Source organism: Viridibacillus sp. KH_047, assembly GCF_057838945.1.
Genome location: NZ_CM174479.1, coordinates 1,852,748 through 1,873,040 on the forward strand (window position 1 = coordinate 1,852,748; position 20,293 = coordinate 1,873,040).

21 protein-coding genes and 1 pseudogene are annotated in these 20,293 nt (G+C 34.1%); 12 read left to right on the forward strand and 10 right to left on the reverse strand.

Translation table 11 applies throughout. The annotated features are described in order from the left end of the window. Positions 1–53 precede the first annotated feature (53 nt). Complete coding sequence (locus tag AC3IS5_RS09295) at positions 54–623, reverse strand: tubby C-terminal domain-like protein (RefSeq protein WP_489427547.1); 570 nt, start codon at positions 621–623, stop codon at positions 54–56. Between the two features lie 233 nt (positions 624–856). Between AC3IS5_RS09295 and lepB the strand changes: the two genes are divergently transcribed. Together lepB and AC3IS5_RS09305 are read left to right on the forward strand one after the other, a co-directional pair. Beyond that, a complete protein-coding gene (gene lepB / locus AC3IS5_RS09300; protein WP_489427548.1) occupies positions 857–1,510 on the forward strand; it encodes a signal peptidase I in 654 nt (217 codons plus the stop codon). Between the two features lie 46 nt (positions 1,511–1,556). After that, positions 1,557–1,991 carry an SRPBCC family protein gene (locus AC3IS5_RS09305; protein ID WP_489427549.1) on the forward strand — a complete coding sequence of 145 codons (435 nt, stop codon included), beginning with the start codon at positions 1,557–1,559 and terminating at the stop codon, positions 1,989–1,991. Between the two features lie 103 nt (positions 1,992–2,094). Here AC3IS5_RS09305 and AC3IS5_RS09310 read toward each other — a convergent pair whose 3' ends face one another. The 3 genes from AC3IS5_RS09310 to AC3IS5_RS09320 form a co-directional block, all read right to left on the reverse strand. Further along, positions 2,095–2,409 (reverse strand): DMT family transporter, encoded by a 315-nt coding sequence (locus tag AC3IS5_RS09310; RefSeq protein WP_489427550.1) that lies wholly within the window; start codon positions 2,407–2,409, stop codon positions 2,095–2,097. A 2-nt stretch (positions 2,410–2,411) separates the two neighbouring features. Next, positions 2,412–2,762 carry a DMT family transporter gene (locus AC3IS5_RS09315; RefSeq protein WP_489427551.1) on the reverse strand — a complete coding sequence of 117 codons (351 nt, stop codon included), beginning with the start codon at positions 2,760–2,762 and terminating at the stop codon, positions 2,412–2,414. Between the two features lie 99 nt (positions 2,763–2,861). Next, the gene (locus AC3IS5_RS09320; protein ID WP_489427552.1) at positions 2,862–3,437 is read right to left on the reverse strand and encodes a TetR/AcrR family transcriptional regulator; all 576 of its coding nucleotides are present in this window, start codon (positions 3,435–3,437) and stop codon (positions 2,862–2,864) included. A 290-nt stretch (positions 3,438–3,727) separates the two neighbouring features. Between AC3IS5_RS09320 and AC3IS5_RS09325 the strand changes: the two genes are divergently transcribed. Beyond that, on the forward strand, positions 3,728–4,231 hold the full coding sequence (locus AC3IS5_RS09325; RefSeq protein ID WP_489427553.1) for a hypothetical protein: 504 nt from the start codon (positions 3,728–3,730) through the stop codon (positions 4,229–4,231). A 155-nt stretch (positions 4,232–4,386) separates the two neighbouring features. Here AC3IS5_RS09325 and AC3IS5_RS09330 read toward each other — a convergent pair whose 3' ends face one another. Then, positions 4,387–4,947 carry a hypothetical protein gene (locus tag AC3IS5_RS09330; RefSeq protein WP_489427554.1) on the reverse strand — a complete coding sequence of 187 codons (561 nt, stop codon included), beginning with the start codon at positions 4,945–4,947 and terminating at the stop codon, positions 4,387–4,389. Between the two features lie 302 nt (positions 4,948–5,249). Between AC3IS5_RS09330 and AC3IS5_RS09335 the strand changes: the two genes are divergently transcribed. The 3 genes from AC3IS5_RS09335 (at position 5,250) to AC3IS5_RS09345 (ending at position 7,397) form a co-directional block, all read left to right on the forward strand. Beyond that, positions 5,250–5,423, forward strand: a complete 174-nt coding sequence (locus tag AC3IS5_RS09335) for a LamB/YcsF family protein (protein WP_489427555.1) — start codon at positions 5,250–5,252, stop codon at positions 5,421–5,423. A 64-nt stretch (positions 5,424–5,487) separates the two neighbouring features. After that, positions 5,488–5,676 carry an aminotransferase class I/II-fold pyridoxal phosphate-dependent enzyme gene (locus AC3IS5_RS09340; RefSeq protein ID WP_489427556.1) on the forward strand — a complete coding sequence of 63 codons (189 nt, stop codon included), beginning with the start codon at positions 5,488–5,490 and terminating at the stop codon, positions 5,674–5,676. A 59-nt stretch (positions 5,677–5,735) separates the two neighbouring features. Then, positions 5,736–7,397 carry a thiamine pyrophosphate-dependent enzyme gene (locus AC3IS5_RS09345; RefSeq protein WP_489427557.1) on the forward strand — a complete coding sequence of 554 codons (1,662 nt, stop codon included), beginning with the start codon at positions 5,736–5,738 and terminating at the stop codon, positions 7,395–7,397. A gap of 382 nt (positions 7,398–7,779) precedes the next feature. On the opposite strand, the gene AC3IS5_RS09350 is transcribed toward AC3IS5_RS09345, so the two are convergent. Then, positions 7,780–8,661, reverse strand: coding sequence for a DMT family transporter (locus AC3IS5_RS09350; protein ID WP_489427558.1), 882 nt, complete (start codon positions 8,659–8,661; stop codon positions 7,780–7,782). Positions 8,662–9,382: 721 nt separating this feature from the next. Between AC3IS5_RS09350 and AC3IS5_RS09355 the strand changes: the two genes are divergently transcribed. From AC3IS5_RS09355 to AC3IS5_RS09370, 4 genes are all read left to right on the forward strand, one after another. Further along, positions 9,383–10,555: a saccharopine dehydrogenase family protein gene (locus AC3IS5_RS09355; protein WP_489427559.1), complete on the forward strand. Its 1,173-nt coding sequence runs from the start codon at positions 9,383–9,385 to the stop codon at positions 10,553–10,555. Between the two features lie 100 nt (positions 10,556–10,655). Next, entirely contained in the window at positions 10,656–12,110 is a 1,455-nt protein-coding gene (locus AC3IS5_RS09360) for an aldehyde dehydrogenase family protein (protein ID WP_489427560.1), read from the forward strand. Between the two features lie 97 nt (positions 12,111–12,207). Beyond that, positions 12,208–13,902: a sigma-54 interaction domain-containing protein gene (locus tag AC3IS5_RS09365; RefSeq protein ID WP_489427561.1), complete on the forward strand. Its 1,695-nt coding sequence runs from the start codon at positions 12,208–12,210 to the stop codon at positions 13,900–13,902. Positions 13,903–14,024: 122 nt separating this feature from the next. Continuing rightward, a complete protein-coding gene (locus AC3IS5_RS09370) occupies positions 14,025–15,308 on the forward strand; it encodes an MFS transporter (protein ID WP_489427562.1) in 1,284 nt (427 codons plus the stop codon). Positions 15,309–15,387: 79 nt separating this feature from the next. On the opposite strand, the gene AC3IS5_RS09375 is transcribed toward AC3IS5_RS09370, so the two are convergent. Beyond that, a complete protein-coding gene (locus AC3IS5_RS09375) occupies positions 15,388–16,050 on the reverse strand; it encodes a hypothetical protein (protein WP_489427563.1) in 663 nt (220 codons plus the stop codon). Between the two features lie 368 nt (positions 16,051–16,418). On the opposite strand from AC3IS5_RS09375, the gene AC3IS5_RS09380 reads away from it, so the two are divergent. Further along, entirely contained in the window at positions 16,419–17,048 is a 630-nt protein-coding gene (locus AC3IS5_RS09380) for a hypothetical protein (protein WP_489427564.1), read from the forward strand. A gap of 299 nt (positions 17,049–17,347) precedes the next feature. Here the strand turns inward: AC3IS5_RS09380 and AC3IS5_RS09385 are convergent, their stop codons facing one another. Then, positions 17,348–17,878, reverse strand: coding sequence for a GNAT family N-acetyltransferase (locus tag AC3IS5_RS09385; protein WP_489427565.1), 531 nt, complete (start codon positions 17,876–17,878; stop codon positions 17,348–17,350). 403 nt (positions 17,879–18,281) lie between these two features. Between AC3IS5_RS09385 and AC3IS5_RS09390 the strand changes: the two are divergent. After that, positions 18,282–18,514: pseudogene (locus AC3IS5_RS09390) on the forward strand (ATP-binding cassette domain-containing protein); the annotation flags it as partial. Between the two features lie 373 nt (positions 18,515–18,887). On the opposite strand, the gene AC3IS5_RS09395 reads toward AC3IS5_RS09390, so the two are convergent. Both AC3IS5_RS09395 and AC3IS5_RS09400 read right to left on the reverse strand, forming a co-directional pair. After that, positions 18,888–19,271: a hypothetical protein gene (locus AC3IS5_RS09395; protein WP_489427566.1), complete on the reverse strand. Its 384-nt coding sequence runs from the start codon at positions 19,269–19,271 to the stop codon at positions 18,888–18,890. Positions 19,272–19,345: 74 nt separating this feature from the next. Continuing rightward, complete coding sequence (locus tag AC3IS5_RS09400; protein WP_489427567.1) at positions 19,346–20,209, reverse strand: LysR family transcriptional regulator; 864 nt, start codon at positions 20,207–20,209, stop codon at positions 19,346–19,348. Between the last annotated feature and the right edge of the window lie 84 nt (positions 20,210–20,293).

Here is a 20,293-nt window from a genome sequence, read left to right on the forward strand (position 1 = left end):
GTTTTTTAATAAATATGAACATTTGAAAGCTGTTTATAGAAAGTGTTTATGTTCTATATGGCATCAAGAAGGGAAATAGATGTACCTAAAAGTGTACTATCATAACGGTTATAGTAATACAAACTATGATAGAGGACGGCCATTAATGTTGCTAAATTGGCATCATCTTCTTTTAAAAGAGTGATGATTACAATATCTAACTCATCCGAATTCCTAGAGTCTAGAAGCTTCACTGTAGCAATTTTTTCATCATTTTTAAATAAACGTACTTCTAGTGAATAGTGTTGAAGAAATACGTATGTATCTGAATTATCTTGCCAAGTATATTTACTTTCGATTAATTGCTCACGCATTCTTTTCAGAACTATTTTTTGAAACGTTGTTGTTAACATGTAGTCTAATTTAAATTTTAAAGTACTAATACTATAGATGTTTTTTTCATGTCGATCCACTGCCTCAAAGCAATAATTAAGCGTAAGACTAAATAAATTATTAACAATACGAGTCAATATTCTAGGTTTTCGCTTTTTTATGTAACAATGAACGTTACCAAATTCATCAGTAAGTGGTAATCTATTTTGCATCGACATTTGTTCAGGAATTTCATATGAATATTTGTACAATATTATTCCTCCTGTATAGGTGAACCATATTTGTTATTGTACAATAAATTCTTATGAGTGTTTATATTCATTTTTGGGTATTGATGAATGAAAGCTTATAAGGTTTGCTTTGTTAAATCTCATTGTTGAAATCTTAAGCCGTGCTTAAAAAGTGTATAAAAGTGTCATTAAATTGAGTGTAAAAAGGAATTAAGGGATAATTATGGGGATATCTAGAAAATAAGGAGGGTGTAATGAAAAAATTATTAATCGTACTTTTTACTATAGTGTTAGTAGGATGTTTTCAAAAAAATGACTCTACAAATACGATAACCCCAGAATTTATAACTGATGATGTTACACCTTTAAAACTTGCGACGGTATCACGAAAAGAAGAACAATTTATAGTGGAATGGAACTTGGATACGATGGATAGAGGAAAACACGAATATGAGACTTCAGAGAATAGCGCTTTGGTGATAGAACCGAATTACCCCTCGTTACAAAGGGGCGATGTCATTTATTTTAATATGCCTGAATCCGAATTAACTAAAAACCCTAAATTGCCTCGCAGTTATTTAGGTAGAGTTGTTGGTTTATCAGGTGAAACAATCGAAATACAAAATGGTCAAGTTTGTATTGATGATAAAGTTCTAGATACTTTTTATGGCAAAGCGTTAATACGTGGAATGGACGAAAAATCTTATTTCAAAAATGTAGATGCTTCAAATATTGAAAATGAACAAACTACTCGTGATTATTTCAATTTAAATATAGAACCTGTTATAGTAGAAGAAAATACAGTATATGTTCTTGTTGACCAATGGTGGCGAGGAATTGACAGTAAGGACTTTGGTTTACTACCTCTAAAAGAAATACAAGGTAAAGTAATTGGTTATTCGAAATAATTCAAAGCACAGACTAACCTTATTATACCAATTGGAGATGATATTGTTGAATACTCAATCAAATACGAATGCAGTTGTAGTTTATAACTTTAATATTTCATCAGATAAGGTTTTTGAAGTATGGATTGACCCTGAAAAAGTGAAGAAATGGATGTTTCCAAAAGGGAATATTCAACGTGTAGAAATTGACGGAAGCGTGGGAGGCTCTTTCTCATTTGTTGATCTAAGAGAAGGCAAGGAGATTGATCATCGGGGAGAGTATTTAGAAATTGATCGACCGAAACGACTAGTATTTACTTGGGGTATTCCAAAAGAAGCACCGGATGCAGCGCGTGTTAACATTGACATAGTAACAACCAAGACAGGCTGTGAACTCACTTTAACTCACGAATTACATCCTGAATGGTCACACTTTGCACCACAAACGGAAAAATCATGGCGAAGCATGTTAGAAGCCATGGAAGAAGTATTATCTAAATGAGTAAGATAACTTATTATGAGAAATTAACAAAAGACCCCGTCATCAGTTCGTTTCCGAATTAATGACGGGATCTTTTTCTACACAATAATATTACATTACAATTTTAAGAAACAGCCTTCAACCCAGCTACCCCAATAACTATCGCAATAATACTAATAACACGTGCTACACTTTTAGATTCTCCAAAAAGAATCATATTAATCAAAACAGCGCCGACAGTACCGATACCGATCCATACAGCGTAAGCAATACTTAATTGTAAATAGTTAAACGAAGTGTAGAGGAGAGCATATGATAAGCCGAAACCACCAATGTAAAGAATCAAATTTTGAATTGTTTTATTCTGACTGTATAACTTTAAACCGATAACGCCTACAATTTCCGACATTGCAGCTAAAAATACAAATATCCAACCCATCGTTAATGCACTCCTTTCAAATCATTTTCATCATTCGTATGATTATCAGCTAATTTTAATCCAATAACGCCCGCAACAAGAATCACCATGAAAATCCCTTTTGCTAAGCTAAATTCTCCACCAAATAAAAATACATCCATTAATGTCGTGCCAACTGTACCGACTCCTGCGAAAATAGCATAGACAGTGCCGGTTGGTAAGTTCTCACAAGCTTTAGATAAGAAGTGGAAATCTACCGCAATAAATACTAATATAATAGCCCAATGCCACCAAGTACTTGCAGTATTAAAACCGAAGACCCAAATTAATTCAAACAAACAAGTTAAAACAACATACAACCAATCTTTAGTCATATTTATAATTCCTTTCGTAATCAATATTAGCTACCTTATTCTTTGTCAGTACATAATGACTGACTATCAGTCATTTTTTGAGCGCAAAAGGTTCATAATTTAATTACGAAGCCCTAATGCATGATGTAAAAAATCGAGTAATTCTTGTTTTTGAAGTGCTGCATTTTCTTCATCAAAATCATCATATAAATAAATTTGTTCAGCTGCAGATTCAATTAGACCAATAATCAACTTAGAGGATCGTTCAGTATTAAGTGAGTCGCGTATATCTCCGGCATTTTGAGCTTGTTTTAAGAAGTTGTTCATCCATTCATAAAAAGGTGCATAAATAGTCTCCCATTCTTTCAAATGCTCAGTTTGAGTGATTCCAGCATAAACAAGTGCAAAGACGTCACGATACTCTTTTGTTAAATAGAAAACAGCATCGACAATTTGCTCTAATTTGTCTTCAATCGACGCATTAACTTGGAAGCGGTGGTTCACTTCCGTCATAATTTTCTCTACCATTATAGTTGCAATTGCCGGCATCACGGATAGTTTAGATGGGAAGTATAAATAAAAAGTACCTTGAGCTATTCCAGCAGATTTCACAATATCAGATACTTTTGTTTTTTCAACACCCTTTTCACGGAAAACATCGATAGCAGCAAGAATAATCTTTTCTTCTTTTGACATTGTGTATTCCTCATTTCATGACTGACTGTCATTCATTATATAAAATAGATGTTAATTTGTCAAAATTATTGATTAAGAATAAGAGAAATGAAAGAGGTGTATTTACCGTTTGAATCCATTTAATTACATTGTGGATACGTGATTTTTATAAATGTTTGATCTGAATTTAAATCGGTAGAGGGTGTTCATGAGGAGAAAAAATAAAGTTATCTTTAGTTGTACATGCTGATATAAACTATTTTTAGATTTCCAATTAATGTATAATATAGATTATAAAGGAGTTGTAATGCGTGAAAAAACTAACAAGGTACCTTTATTTTATTATCTATATTTTAAGTACAGTCTTAACAATCGGCGCTTTTATTTTTGCCAATTTAACAGCAATTGCTCCTACTAATAATGGTGGGGGAAATGGTAATATCGGTTTATTTCCATTCTTTTTTTTATTTCCATTTATTATTGTTTTCATCGCTATGTCTATCAGTTATATGCATAAATTTATGTATAGCCACTTGCAGAAGGGGACTATTCGAATGATTGTAGCTGGTAGCTTATTAGGGATGATTTTGATTGTAAGCACTACTCTTATAAGAGCAATTCAATTAAAATCCCTTCTTGCCGAAGTAAACCCAATATATCGTGAAGAAACGAAAATTCCTTTACTAAGCATCTATTCCAACGCAGTCTTTTTCAACTTTTTTACCTTTACATTATTAATACTTCTTTGTTTTTTTATTAGTGGAATGATGGCATATAAAGATAAACAGAAAAGTAGTCTAGCAGTTATTCAATAGAATTTACTTGCAATGGATAAAACAAATTATTTTTAAACATGTCAGAAATCCAATAAGAAAACCTTTTCTATTATGATGAGAAGAGAATAATAAAAGACCTCCTAAAAGAGGCCAAATTTTTTGCTACGGTATAACTGAAACGCATGAAAGCAGATTTATTTAGTTTGTGAAACCTCATAAAAAACTACAAACAACATGAGACTACCTTCGAAAGCACCATAGAGATTATTGTAGCTAGTGTTTAGTGTACTTCTCGACACGAACTTATCGTTTTTCATTTCAACAAGATATTCTTCAAACGATAAAGAGTTTTTTATACAATCAAGTAAATATGGTCTTTGATCAGATGTATATCCCTCTTGAATAGTAAGATTAAGCAATGTCTCCCTGACACCTTTTACTCTGAATAACATCATATCAATATCATCTTCTGTCATACGTACAGAATCTTTATTTACTAACCAATCCTGTTCATATAATTGCAAAACAGATGGTGTTTGAACTGCTGTTATGTTGTCTTTCGAATTTTCATCATAAGAATCTTTGAAATTAGTCAATCTTTTCACATATCCATCAACAACATAGGAGTCAGGTGTATAAGTATAACTTTTATAAACACTGAAAAACGAATAAGGATAAAACCAAGTCATCACTAGAATGAAAATGACTATTAAACTTAACAAACCAAAAATGATCCTTTTTGTAATTTTAGACACTGTAAATCCTCCCTCTATTTAACTATATTACAATAGTTTTGTTAATTAATAAAATAATTATTCTATCAAGATACTTAATCATTGCGGATCGTTGTATTAAAACAATTACATAATATATCTTAACCAGATTTTTTTTGGAAAGTTCTCGAAGGAGGGGATAGTCATGAAAGTAATGTAAAGTAGAAAAAACATGTTACATTATTTTACAAATTGTTTGAATACTTAGTTTTTTTGGTTTAATATTAGATTATAAATAAAAAGAGAAATACCATTTTTATAAATTGAAATAAGTAGGGGTGGTTATGAAACGTATTGATATAAACTGTGATATGGGAGAAAGCTATGGAGTTAATAAGTTAGGACTGGATGATGAAGGAATCAAATGGATTACTTCTAAAAACATAGCGTGTGAATTTCATAGCCTCAATCCGAAGGTGATGGATCGGATGGTACGAAGCGGATGGAAGGAATGCTAGCGGCGCTTCGGGAGAAAGGAATTGAAGCCGATACACCAAAAGGAACTTTTTCATCTGGGCATCGGTGCCTAATGGATACACATCTAGCGAATTCACGACCAAGTTGCTTGAAGAAGCCGGGGTAATTGTGACACCAGGCACCGCATTCGGAGAATATGGGGAAGGTTGTTCTAGAATATCTTTGTCTGTTCCAACTGAACGGTTACAGGAAGCAATTCAGCGGATTAAAACGCGAGTAACCATCCGTGGTTAATTTTTATCTATATTTGAAATGATGTTTTATTATTTGAAAATGATAGGAGAGAATTAACAATGAACAAAGTGATGAGCGGAGCAAGTGCAATTGTAGAATGCATGAAGCTGGAAGGTGTAGAACACGCATTCTGTGTTCCTGGTGAAAGCTATTTACCTTTAATGGATAGCATTTATGAATCGCAAACAATCCAACTAATTTCAACACGTCATGAAGGTGGTGCAGCTTTCATGGCTGAGGCGTACGGCAAAGCGACAAGAAAGCCTGGTGTAGCAATGGCGACGAGGGCGGTAGGAGGAGCGAACCTTGCTATCGGGATTCATACTGCTTACCAGGATTCTACACCGATGGTTGTCTTTTTAGGACAAGTTCATAGTAAATTCCGTGGCAGGGAAGGATTCCAGGAAGTAGAGCTTGATCAGTACTTTGGCCATATCGCAAAATGGACCGTGGAAATTAAAGATGCTGAACGCATCCCGGAGCTCGTGCAGCGCGCGTTTCGTGTGGCAAAAAGCGGACGCCCTGGCCCTGTTGTGATAGCGCTTCCGGAAGACGTTCTCGTGGAGGAAGCAGAGATGAGTTTCGGACCTGTAGCACCGGTTCCGGCTCCGGGCCCCAGTGAACAGGAAGTGCAGGCGGTGCAGCGATTGCTGGAAAAAGCGGAGCGTCCACTCATTTTAGCCGGTGGTGGTGTGATAGCTGCAGATGGGGAGCAGGTCCTTATTCAATTGGCGAAAAAATTCAAGATCCCGGTGATGGCGTCTTTCCGCCGCCATGACGTATTCCCGAATCATCACGAATTGTACGTCGGGCATTCCGGATTGGGCACGTTTGCGCCAGTATTGGACACGATGAGAAAAGCGGATTTGGTGCTGGCAGTAGGGACTCGATTATCTGAGGTAACGACGCAAGATTACGAAATTTTCAGTAGAAATATGAAGCTTGTCCATATTGACATTGAATATGAGACGCTTGGCAAGGTATACAGCCCTAATGTAGGGATTGTATCAGACGCAAAGGAAGCGTTAAAAGCTTTACTTAAAATGAATGTAAATGATACTTGGGAACAGTGGGCGAAAGAACGCCGTGAAGCGTATGAGAGTGCCGGGAACAATGTCGCCAAAGAAGAGCAGCACAACGTGGATAACCGAGAAATTATCCGCATTCTTCAGGATACACTTCCGGAAGACGCGGTGATTACAAATGATGCGGGCAACTTTGCAGGCTGGCTGCATAGCTTCTATTCGTTCAATCGGTCAAAAACATATATTGGCCCAACTTCAGGAGCCATGGGTTATGGTCTTCCTGCGGCAATCGGTGTAAAGGTAGCGCAACCTGGAAAGGTAGTTGTTTCGTTATCCGGTGACGGTGGATTTATGATGACGGTACAGGAGTTAGAGACGGCAGCTCGGTACAAGATTCCGGTGATTGCTCTTGTCTTCAACAATAGCATGTACGGAACGATTCGTATGCATCAGGAAATGCATTATCCAGAGAGGGTTATCGGAACGGATTTGAACAACGTGAATTTTGAAAGTTTAGGCGCATCGTTGGGTGTACAAAGTTTTAGAGCAACCACGCACGAAGAGTTTCAGGCGGCACTCGAGTCTTCCCTTTCGGCTGATGGTCCAGTTGTAATCGAAATAATCACGAATCCTAATCGTATTTCCTTACAAGATACGATTGACTCTATTCGAGAAAAATCAAAACAACATAGTTAAATAAAAATAACTATCTATCAAGTGGAAGGTTTATATAAGAAAGTTGGGTTCTAGTGCAAGAACTTCAAGACAATTGCAATTTTAACCTATAATCTTGGACATACTGATACTATTACTCTAAAAAAAGTGTGTGATGATCGGTATGGAAAAAGTGGTTCTGGTGCAAAAATCACTCGTTAGAAACATAGAGTGTGGTTTCCTTTAAATTGCTAACTTATGAAGCTAATCCACAAATAATCTATGGATAAATTCTTGGATGCTTTAGTTTAATAAAAATAAAAGAGCGCTACATATTAGTCATATAAAATATGTAACGCCCTTTTATTTATTTTTCTTTTTTTAATTTAGGTCTTGATAATAAGTATAGCCGTTGTTATTTCGTTTAATTTGTTTTTCGTTGCTGGATTAGAAATATAGCTAATCCAATTAAAATAACGACAATACCTACACCTTGCTCTATGGAAATGACTTCTCCCAAAATGAAGTAAGCAAGAATACAAGTGCCAATCGTTTCTCCTAAAATACTCATTGAGATAATAGAAGTGCTGATCCATTTAAGCAGCCAATTGAAGATCGTCTGGCCTAAAATAGTAGCAATAAACGCAAGCCCAATTATAGCCCACCATGTAGTTGAAGAGTAATTAGTAAAAGATTCATTCAGGCAAAGTGCATAGATGGCCAAAAAGATAGCACTACTCCCATAGCCTATAACTGAGTACGGAATAAGTGATAATTCTTTTCGAACAGATTGTCCTATAAAGAAGTAGCCAGTAATAATGCCTGCTGCGATAAAGGCTAAAAAATCTCCGTATAGTGCGTCGCCGCTTATTTGTAAGTCCTGCCAGCCAATGATAAGGCTACCTAAAATCGCTACAAAGCAGCCAAAAATAGCACCTTTCGAAAAGCGTTCTTTAAATAGAAAATAACCTCCAACCATAGAAAATAGAGGTTGTAACGTTACGATTACTGTTGAACTAGCAACAGATGTGTATTCTAATGATTCAAACCATAATACATAATGAAAGGCTAAAAATAGGCCGGAAAGTATCCCTAATCCCCATTGCTTTTTAGTTAAGCTAACAAGTTCTTGTCGGTAACTCTTTTTCCCGATTAAAAAAGGTAATAATATGAGCATCGCAAAAAATAAGCGATAAAATGCAGTAATGGCTGGTGGGGCATCAGCTATTTTCACAAAAATAGCTGATGTTGATAACGCAAATACAGCAAATAAGAGCGCTAGGTATGAAAAAAGTGAAGATCGCATGATGTGTACTCCTGTCTAGTTGTTTAAAATCTTGAACAAAGCCTAATATATTGTACATCATATTAGAAAGAATATTATACTTATAAAGTATCTTTTTTTTGGTATTTTATAATATAAGTACAAAATGAAGGAAAAGTACTTTAAGGGCAAGCAATACCATCGTTGAGCGTTCTTGAATTACTCGCAAATACTTTACATAAAATAAGTTCAGGATAGTTTTGAATTAAAGTATAATTAATCGAAAATAAGGTGACCCATGATATTCAAACACTGGGTCACCTTATTTTAGTTAATCTTTACATCGTGTTCCCGCACATTGGTTATCGTATACTACTTGCGTTCACTATTAACATGTGATTGTTAGGCAAAATTCGATAAGGTCATTCCTTTCTGTCCGGCCAAAGACTAGAGGAATGGCTTTTTTGTTTTACCTAATTATTTACGGCATCTTGAATTGTATTTGTCATTAGATCTTCAAAGGAAAGTGTAAAAGTAATAAACTAGTTTAATATAAAATATATTCCAAAGAATAGGTGTAATAAAATTACTTTTTCAAAATTTTGATGCAATATTGCCTATTTTTGATGCAAGATGCCATCTTAGTAAGATTTAGCTGGATAATAATTACCTATCTATGGGGTTTTAAAACTTGGCACGTATTTTGCAATGTATTTAAACGAGTGTAAAAACACCTTAATTAGGTGAAAGGAGGATTAGGATCTTGAAAGAAGTTATTGTATTAGGTGCAGCTGGAACTATTGGAAATGTTATTGTTAGAGATTTAGTTGAAAGTGGAGTAGAGGTAATTGGAGCTGATATGGACCTTGGTAAACTCCAACAACTAAAAAATGAGTTAAATGCAAAAAATTTAGAAGTGCATTCCTTAGATATTAGAAATTATGAAAATACGATTGATTTATTGAAACAAGCTAAGGTATGTGTAAATGCAACCAATTACATGTTTAACATTGATGTCATGAAAATGGCAGCTGCTGCAAAAGTAGATGTACTAGATTTGGGTGGGCTCTATACCTTAACTAAAGAACAACTTAAACTTGATGAATTTATGAAAGAGGCAGGTGTTCTTTCAATTCCAGGTATGGGATCGGACCCTGGTATCTCCAATGTCTTAAGTAGATATGGAGTAGAATTATTAGACATTGCTGAAGAAATCCATATTCGTTATGGATCTACAACTACAGGAGTAACATTCCCTTTTGCTATTGATACCATCATAGATGAAGCTACTAAAAATGCAATGGTTGTTAAAGAAGGACATTTATATGAAATACCACCTTTGAGTGATGAAGAGGATACAATTTTCAATGAGAAAATTGGTGCTCAAAGAACATACTCTATTCTTCATTCTGAGTTAGCTACGTTGCCAATAAGTTTTCCACAAGTGAAAGAAATAACTTATAAAGACACTTGGGATCCGTCAACAATTCAAAAGATTAATGTGTTTGAACAATTGGGAATGCTTAACGATACTCGTAGCAATAACTCTCTCTCCCCTAGACAAAAGTTGGTATCTTTGCTGAAAGAAACAATTTCTGAAAATCCTCAGTGGGGAACAGATGAACTAATGGTTGAAGTAAAAGGAATTAAAGCAGGAAAAAAAGCATCTGTTAAATTTGAATTATTATGTGGCTGGCAGGAAAAATGGAATATTAATGCGTTAGCGTATGTCACAAGTATGCCTGCATCAATCGTAGCCCAAATGTTATTAAATAAAGAAATCGAAGGGAAAGGTGTAAAACCTGCTGAACAGTGTATTGATCCTGTGAAGTTTGTTTCTTATTTAGCCCAAAAGAATATCACTTTACTTTCGTCTTATTGTGAACAAGAGCAAATTAAGAACGAACAAATAAAAGTAAAAAATACTATTAATTAGGTAATATATAAGATATTAGTTTCGTAATGTTATAAAACTCTCTTCTATTTAATCAAAATATTTTTTATTAAGTATAAAAACTAAAAAAGGGGTTGTTGTTATGCAAACTAAAACGGTAGTATTACAAAATTTTATTAATGGAGAATGGTCAGAGTCAGTTAGTGAAAACGTACGTGAAATAGTTTCGCCGGTTACTGGTGAAATAATACATCGAGCTCCAGAGTCTACTAAAGAAGAAATTGATGCTGCTGTTGCTGCAGCACGAAAAGCTCAATTATCTTGGGAACCTTTAACTGCATGGGACCGTGGTCGCGTTTGTTACGCAATCGCTGATGCAATTGATCGAAATAAAGAAAAATTAAGCCGTGCTCTTACTCTGGAACAAGGTAAACCATATGAAGGTGAATCACTTCCAGATATAGAAGAATCAGCAGAACTATTTAGAATCGCTGCAGAAGATGCTAAACGTATGGAAACTGCAATTATCCCATCTCTAGATAAAAATAAAAGAATTTTCACATTCCGTAAAGCAAATGGTGTTTATGGAATCATTATTCCATGGAACTTCCCAACGCTTATGCTAGCAGAATTTGTAGCTCCTGCAATTGCAGCAGGAAATACAATTGTTCTTAAACCCTCAGAGTATACACCAGGCATTATTAGTCTGTTTACAGAAATTATGCACGAAGCGGACATCCCACCAGGAGTATTTAACTTGGTTTATGGTGACGGAGTAGTAGGACAACAATTGATTGAACATCCTGAAGTTGATGCAATTGGATTTATCGGATCCCATACTGCTGCTAATAAAATTGTCCGCGCAGCGGGCTTAAAACCATCCATTATTGAAGCAAGTGGTAATGGTCCAACAATTGTTTGTGAAGATGCTGATCTTGATGCTGCAGCAAAAGGAGCTGTTCATGGAGGATTCTTTAATGGAGGTCAAGTTTGCTGTGCTACGGCAAGGGTTCTTGTTCATCAACAAGTTCACGATGAGTTCGTAGAACGTGTAGTTGAAGAGGCAAAAAAATGGTCATTAGGAGATCCATTTAATGCGTCAACAAAAGTTGGGCCGATGAACAATGCAGCCGTAGCTTCAAAAATGGAATCTCATGTACAAGATGCTCTCGAAAAAGGTGCAGAAGTTCTTTTAGGAGGTAAAAGAGCAACAAATTATCCAACGAATCTTTATTTCGAACCTACAGTTATTGATAAAGTAGGAATAGATACTTTAATCAATCAGCATGAAACTTTTGGACCGATTGTACCAATCATTACTGTGAGTAGTGATGAAGAGGCTATCAGAATTGGTAATGACTCTTATTTGGGACTACAGTCTGCTGTATATACAAAAAGCTCAGCACGTGCCTTTAAATATATGAATAATTTACGAACTGGAAATACGATTATCAATGAACATGGCGGTTATTGGGAGCCTCATGTACCATTCGGGGGCGCAGCTGGAACTAGCACAGGCTGGGGACGTATTGGTGGAAGATATACAATGTTAGATATGACACATCTTCGAACTGTTACTTGGGATTTCTCTTCTTAATGTATTAGTTGTATATATGGTTGCGACATTTTCGCAACCATATATTAAATCGCTTCCTTAGTTAATACCAAATAATATCAAATTAGGGGTGATAGGTATGGATATTGGAAAACATCATATACACAATGCTGTTTGTATTCCATGGCCAACCACCATTGAAATAATCCTTCTCAAGGCATTAGAGGTAGATTGTCAATGGCTCATTTTGAAAGAAGATGAAAAAACTATAGGATATATTAACAGATCTACTTTGTATAAAAAAGTGAAGGATATCGGTTTCAAAAATGCTCTATCACTGTCTTTAGAACAGATTATGACGAAACCCGTAGTTAATAATGAATATGAAATTTCACTAAAAAAGAATAACGAATCAATTTTAAAAAATAAATTTCAAAAAATAGAAAGTATCATTGATGGGCAAATTGGTCAAAAAATAAGTGACCATATTGCTTCAGATAAATGGATAAATAAAGAACTGGAATCTATTTTTTATAATTTTTTTGAAAACATACTTATCACGGATGGATATGGAAATATCATATTTGCGACTGCTAAAGATGATCAACAATATCTAGCGAAAAATGTTTTTGATTTAGAAAGACAAAAAGAATTCTATCCATCTGTTACTGCAAAAGTACTTAATACAGGGAAAAGAGAGCGAGGATTGCAATATACAAAGACTGGGGAAGTTTTTACAATTGAATCTGTTCCTGTAAAGGATAATGATGGGAAAATTGTTCGTGTTATATCTATTACTAAAGAGTCTACCGAAATAAATGAGTTAACAGTAACGCTAAACGAAGTTAAAAGTCTTCTCTCTAGCTATCAGCAAGAAGTAATAAGAATTCAGCAAGAAAATTCAAATAAAAAAAATTTTGTTTACGAAAGTAAGAAAATGAAAGATATAGACAATCTAGTTAAATCCATTGCACCGTTTGACTCCACAGTACTCATTTTAGGTGAAACTGGCGTTGGAAAAGAAATAATTGCTAATAGAATTCATAGTTTGAGTAACAGAAATGAAAATCCATTTATCACAATAAACTGTGGAGCTATACCTGAGAACTTGATAGAATCGGAGTTATTTGGTTTTGAAGATGGTTCATTTTCAGGTGCTAGAAAGGGAGGGAAAATAGGGTTTTTCGAATTGGCTAATAAAGGTACGATATTTTTAGATGAAATTGGTGAACTGCCCGTAAATCTTCAAGTAAAACTTTTGAGGGTTTTACAAGAAAAAAAGATAAAAAGAGTAGGGGGAGTAGAAGATATATCTATAGATATGCGTATTATTGCAGCTACAAATCAAAATCTCGAAAAAAAAGTAAAAGAAAAATCATTTAGAGAAGATTTGTATTATCGACTTAATGTCGTTCCTATTAATATCCCTCCTCTTAGAGAAAGAAAAGAAGATATACAGGCTCTTGCATTTTACTATCTTCAATTTTTTACCGAAAAATATAATAAAAAAAAGGAAATTGATGAACTGATGTTAGAAAGATTAAAAAAATATTCATGGCCAGGGAATGTTCGGGAACTTGAAAATATAATTGAAAGATTTGTTATTACTAATCAAGATTTTTTTATTAATTATTATCCCTCATCATTGTTATCAGATGATGTGATAGTGAGTGATAATGGGGATTTGCCAGGTTTAGTTGATTTTGTTGAGAAAGCTGAACAGCAAATATTATTAGAGGCAAAATCAAAAACAAGAAATACTAGGGAAATGGCTAAACTTTTGGGTGTTAATCAATCGACTATAGTTAGGAAACTAAAAAAGTATAATTTGTAGTTATTTGTTGAAAGAAAGTTTAATAATCTATTATCCGTATTATAGATTTAACTCAAATTATTCGAAAATTCATTTTTATCAAATTATTTATTTTCTTAATTAATTTAGGAGGTGTTTCACCTATGGAGAATATAAAAGTAAAAGGTCAATGGCCAATGCTTTGGTTATCTTATTTAGCTTTAATAGGTTGTTTCCTACCCTATATTGGGTACTCAACCCAGATAACTAAAATAATGGAGGACACATCTATCAGTTATACTCAAACAGGGATGTTGGCTTCAGTTACGGCATTAGTTGGCGGCTTAACATTACCTTTTGTGGGTGTATTGGTCGATAAGTGGGGAGCTCGAAACACAATTTTATGGGGATTATTGATTAGTTCTATAGGTCAAATTCTATTTTCATATATGCCAGATTATTCTTTATTGGTATTGTCTCGTGCTCTTATCGGTTTGGGTGTTGGTTTATTGTTTGTAGGACCTTACACAATGGCTGCCCAATGGTTTGAAAAGTCTAATGGTGTTGGTTCTGCCATGGGGGTAATGTTTTCTTCTGACGGGGTGGGAACAGTTTTTGCTCTTTATTTATTTTCTTATGTTCTTACTGCCATAGGATGGAGAAATGGATCTGCTGTTGGAGGTATTTTCTTAATTGTCGTATTGATTTTAGCCTTCTTCTTTTTAAAGAATCCACCTCATATCACGGATCGCCAAAACTCAGCGAAAGAATTGGGTGAAAAATTCTCTTTAAAAGACTATTTGAAGGTTATAGGTAATCGAAATGTAATCGTTGCGTCCGCCTTTTTCATCGGTGAATGGGGTTTATATGCAGTTATTGCATATTGGGTACCTACTATTTTAATAGAAGATGCAGGTTGGTCAGAGGGTCTTGCTGGATTTTTAACATCCTTATATGTCTTGGTTGGGGTCATTCCTTCCATTATTTTTGGATTAATCTCCGATAAGATGGGGAAGAGAAAGCCGTTTATCTTAGTTGCGGGCTTATGGATGACACTAACATTAGTTGTCCTCACACTTGCTTTAGCAACTGGTAATTATGGTCTAGTTGCCTTTATGATGCCACTTGTTGGTATTGGGGTTTATACTGGAATGCCAGTTGCATTAGCCTCAGCAATAGATTCTGTAGGCACTAAGGCTGTTGCAACCGCAAATGGTTTTATTCTTGGAATAGGATTTGTAGTAGGTGGATTTGTATATCCATATATAATGGGATATATAAAAGACATGACGGGTGCCTATACAATAGGATTTATAGGAATCATCGTTGCTACCTTTATTCTAAATTTCCTTGCAGCATTTTTAGGAAAGGATTCTAAAAAAGTTTCGAATAACATTGAAGAGATCAAAACAAGTGAAGAGGATGTACCAGTTCACACTTATCAATAAAAAAATAGACTTAATAGTCCACTTCTCCCTATCGATAAAGAGGGTGACCCATGATATTCATACAGTGGGTCACCTTACTTTAGTTTATCTTTACATGATTATTATTATAGACAAAAACCTCTAGTCTTTTGAGTTCATCTTTATAAAATGAATTTGTTAATGACTTCTTGATTTCTAATTCTATTTCTTTTCCTCGATTGATATTAAATAAAGTGGTTTTTTGTATAGATGTGTTTATTTCTACAAGTAGCTTCTTATCTTTATCTCTTATACGTATACTTTCAATTTCAATATATTCCTTAGCTTTAAGGTCTTCTTGAAATTGCGTAGTTAGCACATCATTTCTTTCTAATGCTAATTTATGTGGATCTGATGGATCTAGGATCTGCTTATAAACATCGATTGAATAATCTTTAAACAGTGTTTGTTGTGATGATTCATGTACGATTTTCTTAATACTTTTTTCATTTTTGTTTATATATTGTTGGCTAGCATTTACTAGTATAGATATTTTATATTTTTTGGAATCAAAACCGAGTGATACTATTTTAAAATTTTGTTCTTTTAGTTTGGGGCTTAATTTTTGCATTAAAATTCCAAAATTATCATTTAGAATTTTTTCTGAATGTACCTCGGGTTCCAGTGCAAATGCGATCTTAGTATTTGGATATTCATGATGTAACCAAACTCCACCAGAGAGTAAACAAAAGATAATGCCAACTGAGGTTATATTTTTTTTCAAAATAATATCATCCTCCAAAAATTTTAATAATCCCACATAGTATGTTCAATTTAGAAAAAATAATTAAAACAAAATCCCTCAGTATTAAGCAAAGATACTTATACTTACGGAGATATGTCTGATTGTCGATTGTTAAAAGTCAGAGGATTAAGACGGATGTCAACCTTTGAATGCTTGGGATTAATGTAGCTTATTTTACAAAAAGGGAACTGAGTCAATTTAACTACTATCAACAAATTAATGGGAATTTTAACCTGTTTTATTATTTTAGATGCTAATAAATGGTTATATTGTGTTAAGGTTTTTTAATATGGATATTTATTGAAAGTGAGTATCTGTTTAAAACGAGGAAGGAAGTGGAGGATTTGATGAAAAAAAGTGGTAAGAAACTAAAAAAAGGTATGGTCATGTCAATGATCGTAGCAGGTACCCTTATATCTAGTTCGATGGGAGTCGTAGCAGAAACTAAAGTTGAAACAACTAAAACACATCAAATAACTAAATCTGCAGCCGTTACACAAGTAGCTGCGACGGTTTCGAAAAAAGGAGTACTAAAATACCCTAAGAAATTCAGCATGAAAAATGTAACAAGTGAATTAAAACCAGAAGCGGCTAAACTTATAAAAATCTATGGTAATTCCCTTTATACCGGAAAAACTACATCATTCAATTCGTATGTGAATAAACATGTTGCTGTGCACGGAAAAAACGACTTTTTACTTGGTCACAAATATAGTCAGGACAATTATAGTAGAAAAATAAAAGGAATGCGAAAAGTCAATTCCAAAAAAATATTATCTACCTATTCTAAGGCTCTAAACAAAGTCACAACTTCCAAGGTAGAAGTTTATGATACTTATAAAGGAAAGGGATTTGCTACGTTTACTTATCAATACCGACCAAAAGAATTTGATGCTTTTGGGTCTATCGCTATAAAATTTAGTTTTACTCAATTGAAAAATGGTGAATATGTATTGGAATATCTTTATTATCTTTAAAAAGACACTGGGGTGCAGGTTGGAAATGTATGGTTTAGATTTAAATATTTTAAGTAGTCTTCCTTTTAGCTAATTTGAAACAGCTATCTTAAAAGGAAGTAGATTAAGTGATTACAATTTTAAAAAGAGCTTAAAAACCTGTTCGTTACCCTATGAAAATGAGAAAAGGGACTGTTCCAATAGTCAGTTTTTATCGACTTGCGAAGCAGTCCCTTTTTTCTATGTTTTTTGTATTAGAATATGACGTTAGATATTTTTTAATTAGTATTAAAGATTTCTCTTATGGTATTCTGCAAAATCTAAATAAACAATCCCATCACTAATGTATTATAGTAAACGCCATTAATGAAATTGTCTTTTTTTATGAGTCCTTCTTTTTCAAAACCAAGTTTTTCGTATAATTCAATGGCGAAAGTATTATCTTCTCTCGTTACGAGTCTAATTTTTTTTGTCACCCCATTTGAAGTTGCCCAATTAATCAGTTCTTCCATCAATTTTCTACCTAAGCCTTGTCCAATCAACTGTTCGCTCACGACAATTCCTAATGTTCCTACATGTTTCGTTCTTTCTTTTTGGCTAGAATTAATAGAAGCTATGCCTATAATTTCATCCTTTAAAGTTGCTATTAAAATTATAGAGTTTTGTTCCAGTGATGTAGAATCTATAAACTTCTTATATTCCTCCACATCTCTATTAAATTCATTTTTTCCGAAAGAAAGAAAATCAGTTTCTCCACCTACGACATTGTAGAATTTAATCATTTGCTGAGCATCATTTTTAGTAGCTTCTTTTATCATTACTTCATTTCCATTTTTTAAACGAACCTTCATAATTACTCTCAACTTCTTTCTATATAGGGTGGATGTAAAAGATTGATACAATCGAATTTCCGATAATTTGTTCTTCTTCGTTAATAACAGATTAGCAAATCTTCTAAAATCGTTCAAACATCTAGGGTTATATAGTTGAACCGTATCATATAAATGATCGCCTTTTAACTTATACTAGATAGACGATGGATATGCAGGCTTAAAATAAATATCCGAACTTATACTTTCGCCGTACATAATCCTTTTATACAAATAATCGCATCTTTTACAACATGATAATATTCGTTGTTCTTCTTGAGTTCATATGAAGTTCATGAACATTTAGTGAAAGAAAAATGCAGGGGAACTTCTTGGGTTTGATGGAATGACATGCAAAAATCTGCTCTAAGAAGGAGGAATTACAATGAGTATTCAAAATAGAGCGGAAGCAGCTGCAAATAGTGAATGGGCTATTGAAGCACGGGGAATCGTCAAAAATTTTGGTGACAATCGTACAGTTGATGGTGTAAATCTGAATGTTCGTGCCGGTACTATCTACGGGTACTTGGACCAAATGGGGGAGGGAAGACTACCACTTTCAGAATGCTGGCGACTCTTTTGAAAGCTGACGCAGGTTCGACACGCATTTTCGGGTACGCTCATTGTGGCAATCTTTGCACCAATTACGGTCCTTGCATATATGCGTCGGACATAAGATATGAATAGATGATGGAATGATTAAGGGGTATTCGTAGCGGGATTATAGATTAGCGCTACTGGGGATGTGATTAGCGCTACTCAGAAGAGAATTAGCGCTACTCGGGAGAGAATTAGCGCTACTCGGGAAAGAATTAGCGCTACTCAGGAAAGAATTAGCGCTACTCGGAGAGAATTAGCGCTACTCAGGAGAGAATTAGCGCAAGTAGACGTTTTTTTCTAATACTCATTATCTACCTCAAAAGTTTAATATTGAATATAACAAAAGTGTGTTTTGAATTATTTTTTCAAAACACACTTTTTATTTGTTTTATTAGCCTTCTGAAGACGCTAAATAACGTTTTACTTCGTTCTCAAATTTTACAATAAGTATGTCATCGTGATTTTTTACAGAATAAATTTCAGCACCTATTGGTAGTTTATTCGCCGCACCATTTTTGTAATCTTCCGGTTTAGATGCTTTAAACTCAATTTCTCCGATATGCTCTTTCTCTACTAACTTCAATTCATTTACCCAATCAATGCCTGTTTGATAAATAGAATCGCCCCATTGAAATATATCAGCATTTGAATCTAACTTTAGTATTTCTGCTGCATCAGGTTTTTCGGTTGTATGTACTTTAATATCTTGATCAGAACAACCAACTAACCATAAAAGGGAAATAGCAATTAAAAGTAAAAATCGATTTGAATTCATAGTATTTGCTCCTTTGTAAAATTTTTCGTGAAAAGTTAATGAATAGGTTGTAAAAAATTAGACGAAATAGACGATCATAAGGGTTCTTCAATAATCGATTTAATGACATTTTTTAGTTGTAGAATACTCTTCTGCGTACTTTCATTCTTTTTATAGATATATACAGTGTTAATCTCATTGTTTAGCTGTAAATTGTAGCGATGAATGTTTGTATAGTTATATAAGTCAATTAGCTTCGTATTTAACACAGCGATTGATTGATCAATATTTAGGAAATCTTGAATACTGCTGACTGATTTAATTTCTTTTATATTATATGGAATTTGATTTTTCGTTAGATATTCCACCATAGCCCGCGTGTACATACAACCTTTACTTAATACAAGCAGTGTAACAGGTGTACGATCATCAAAATTAACAATATGAGAATCATTTGAAATGACATCGAATGTTTCAGTAGCAATGATGTCATAGGCTAAATCAGGGTAGTGTTTAATCGGATTACTAGTAAGTGCACAGTCCATTTCGGAGTTGTGTATTTTTTCATTTATAGAATTACTAGATTCTACTGTGAAATCTACATCAAGTGTAATGTTATTTGTATTTAAAGCATTAACGATAGAGGCTCCATAAATCTTAATTGTTGTATGTGATGCGCCAAAGTTCACTTTTGTTTTCACTTGATCAGCACCAACGGAGTTTAAAAACCCTTCGTATTCTTGTGTAATGAGTTGCAGGTAGTTTTTATACTGAATACCTACGTTGGTGATTTTTAGTCCTTGGGGTGTACGTTTAAAAACAGGCTGTCCGATTTCTGACTCCATTTTTTTTACTTTAGAAGTAAGCGCAGACTGTGTATAGTTGGTGATTTCGGCGGACTTACTTAAATTTTGACGTTCTAATATTTCAATTTTCAATGCAATTTCTTCGATGTTCATATTATTTGTCACACACCCTATTAAAATTTTTGATAGCGCCTATCAATTTCCTCCATTTTACGACTAGTAGTATACAGCGTAAAC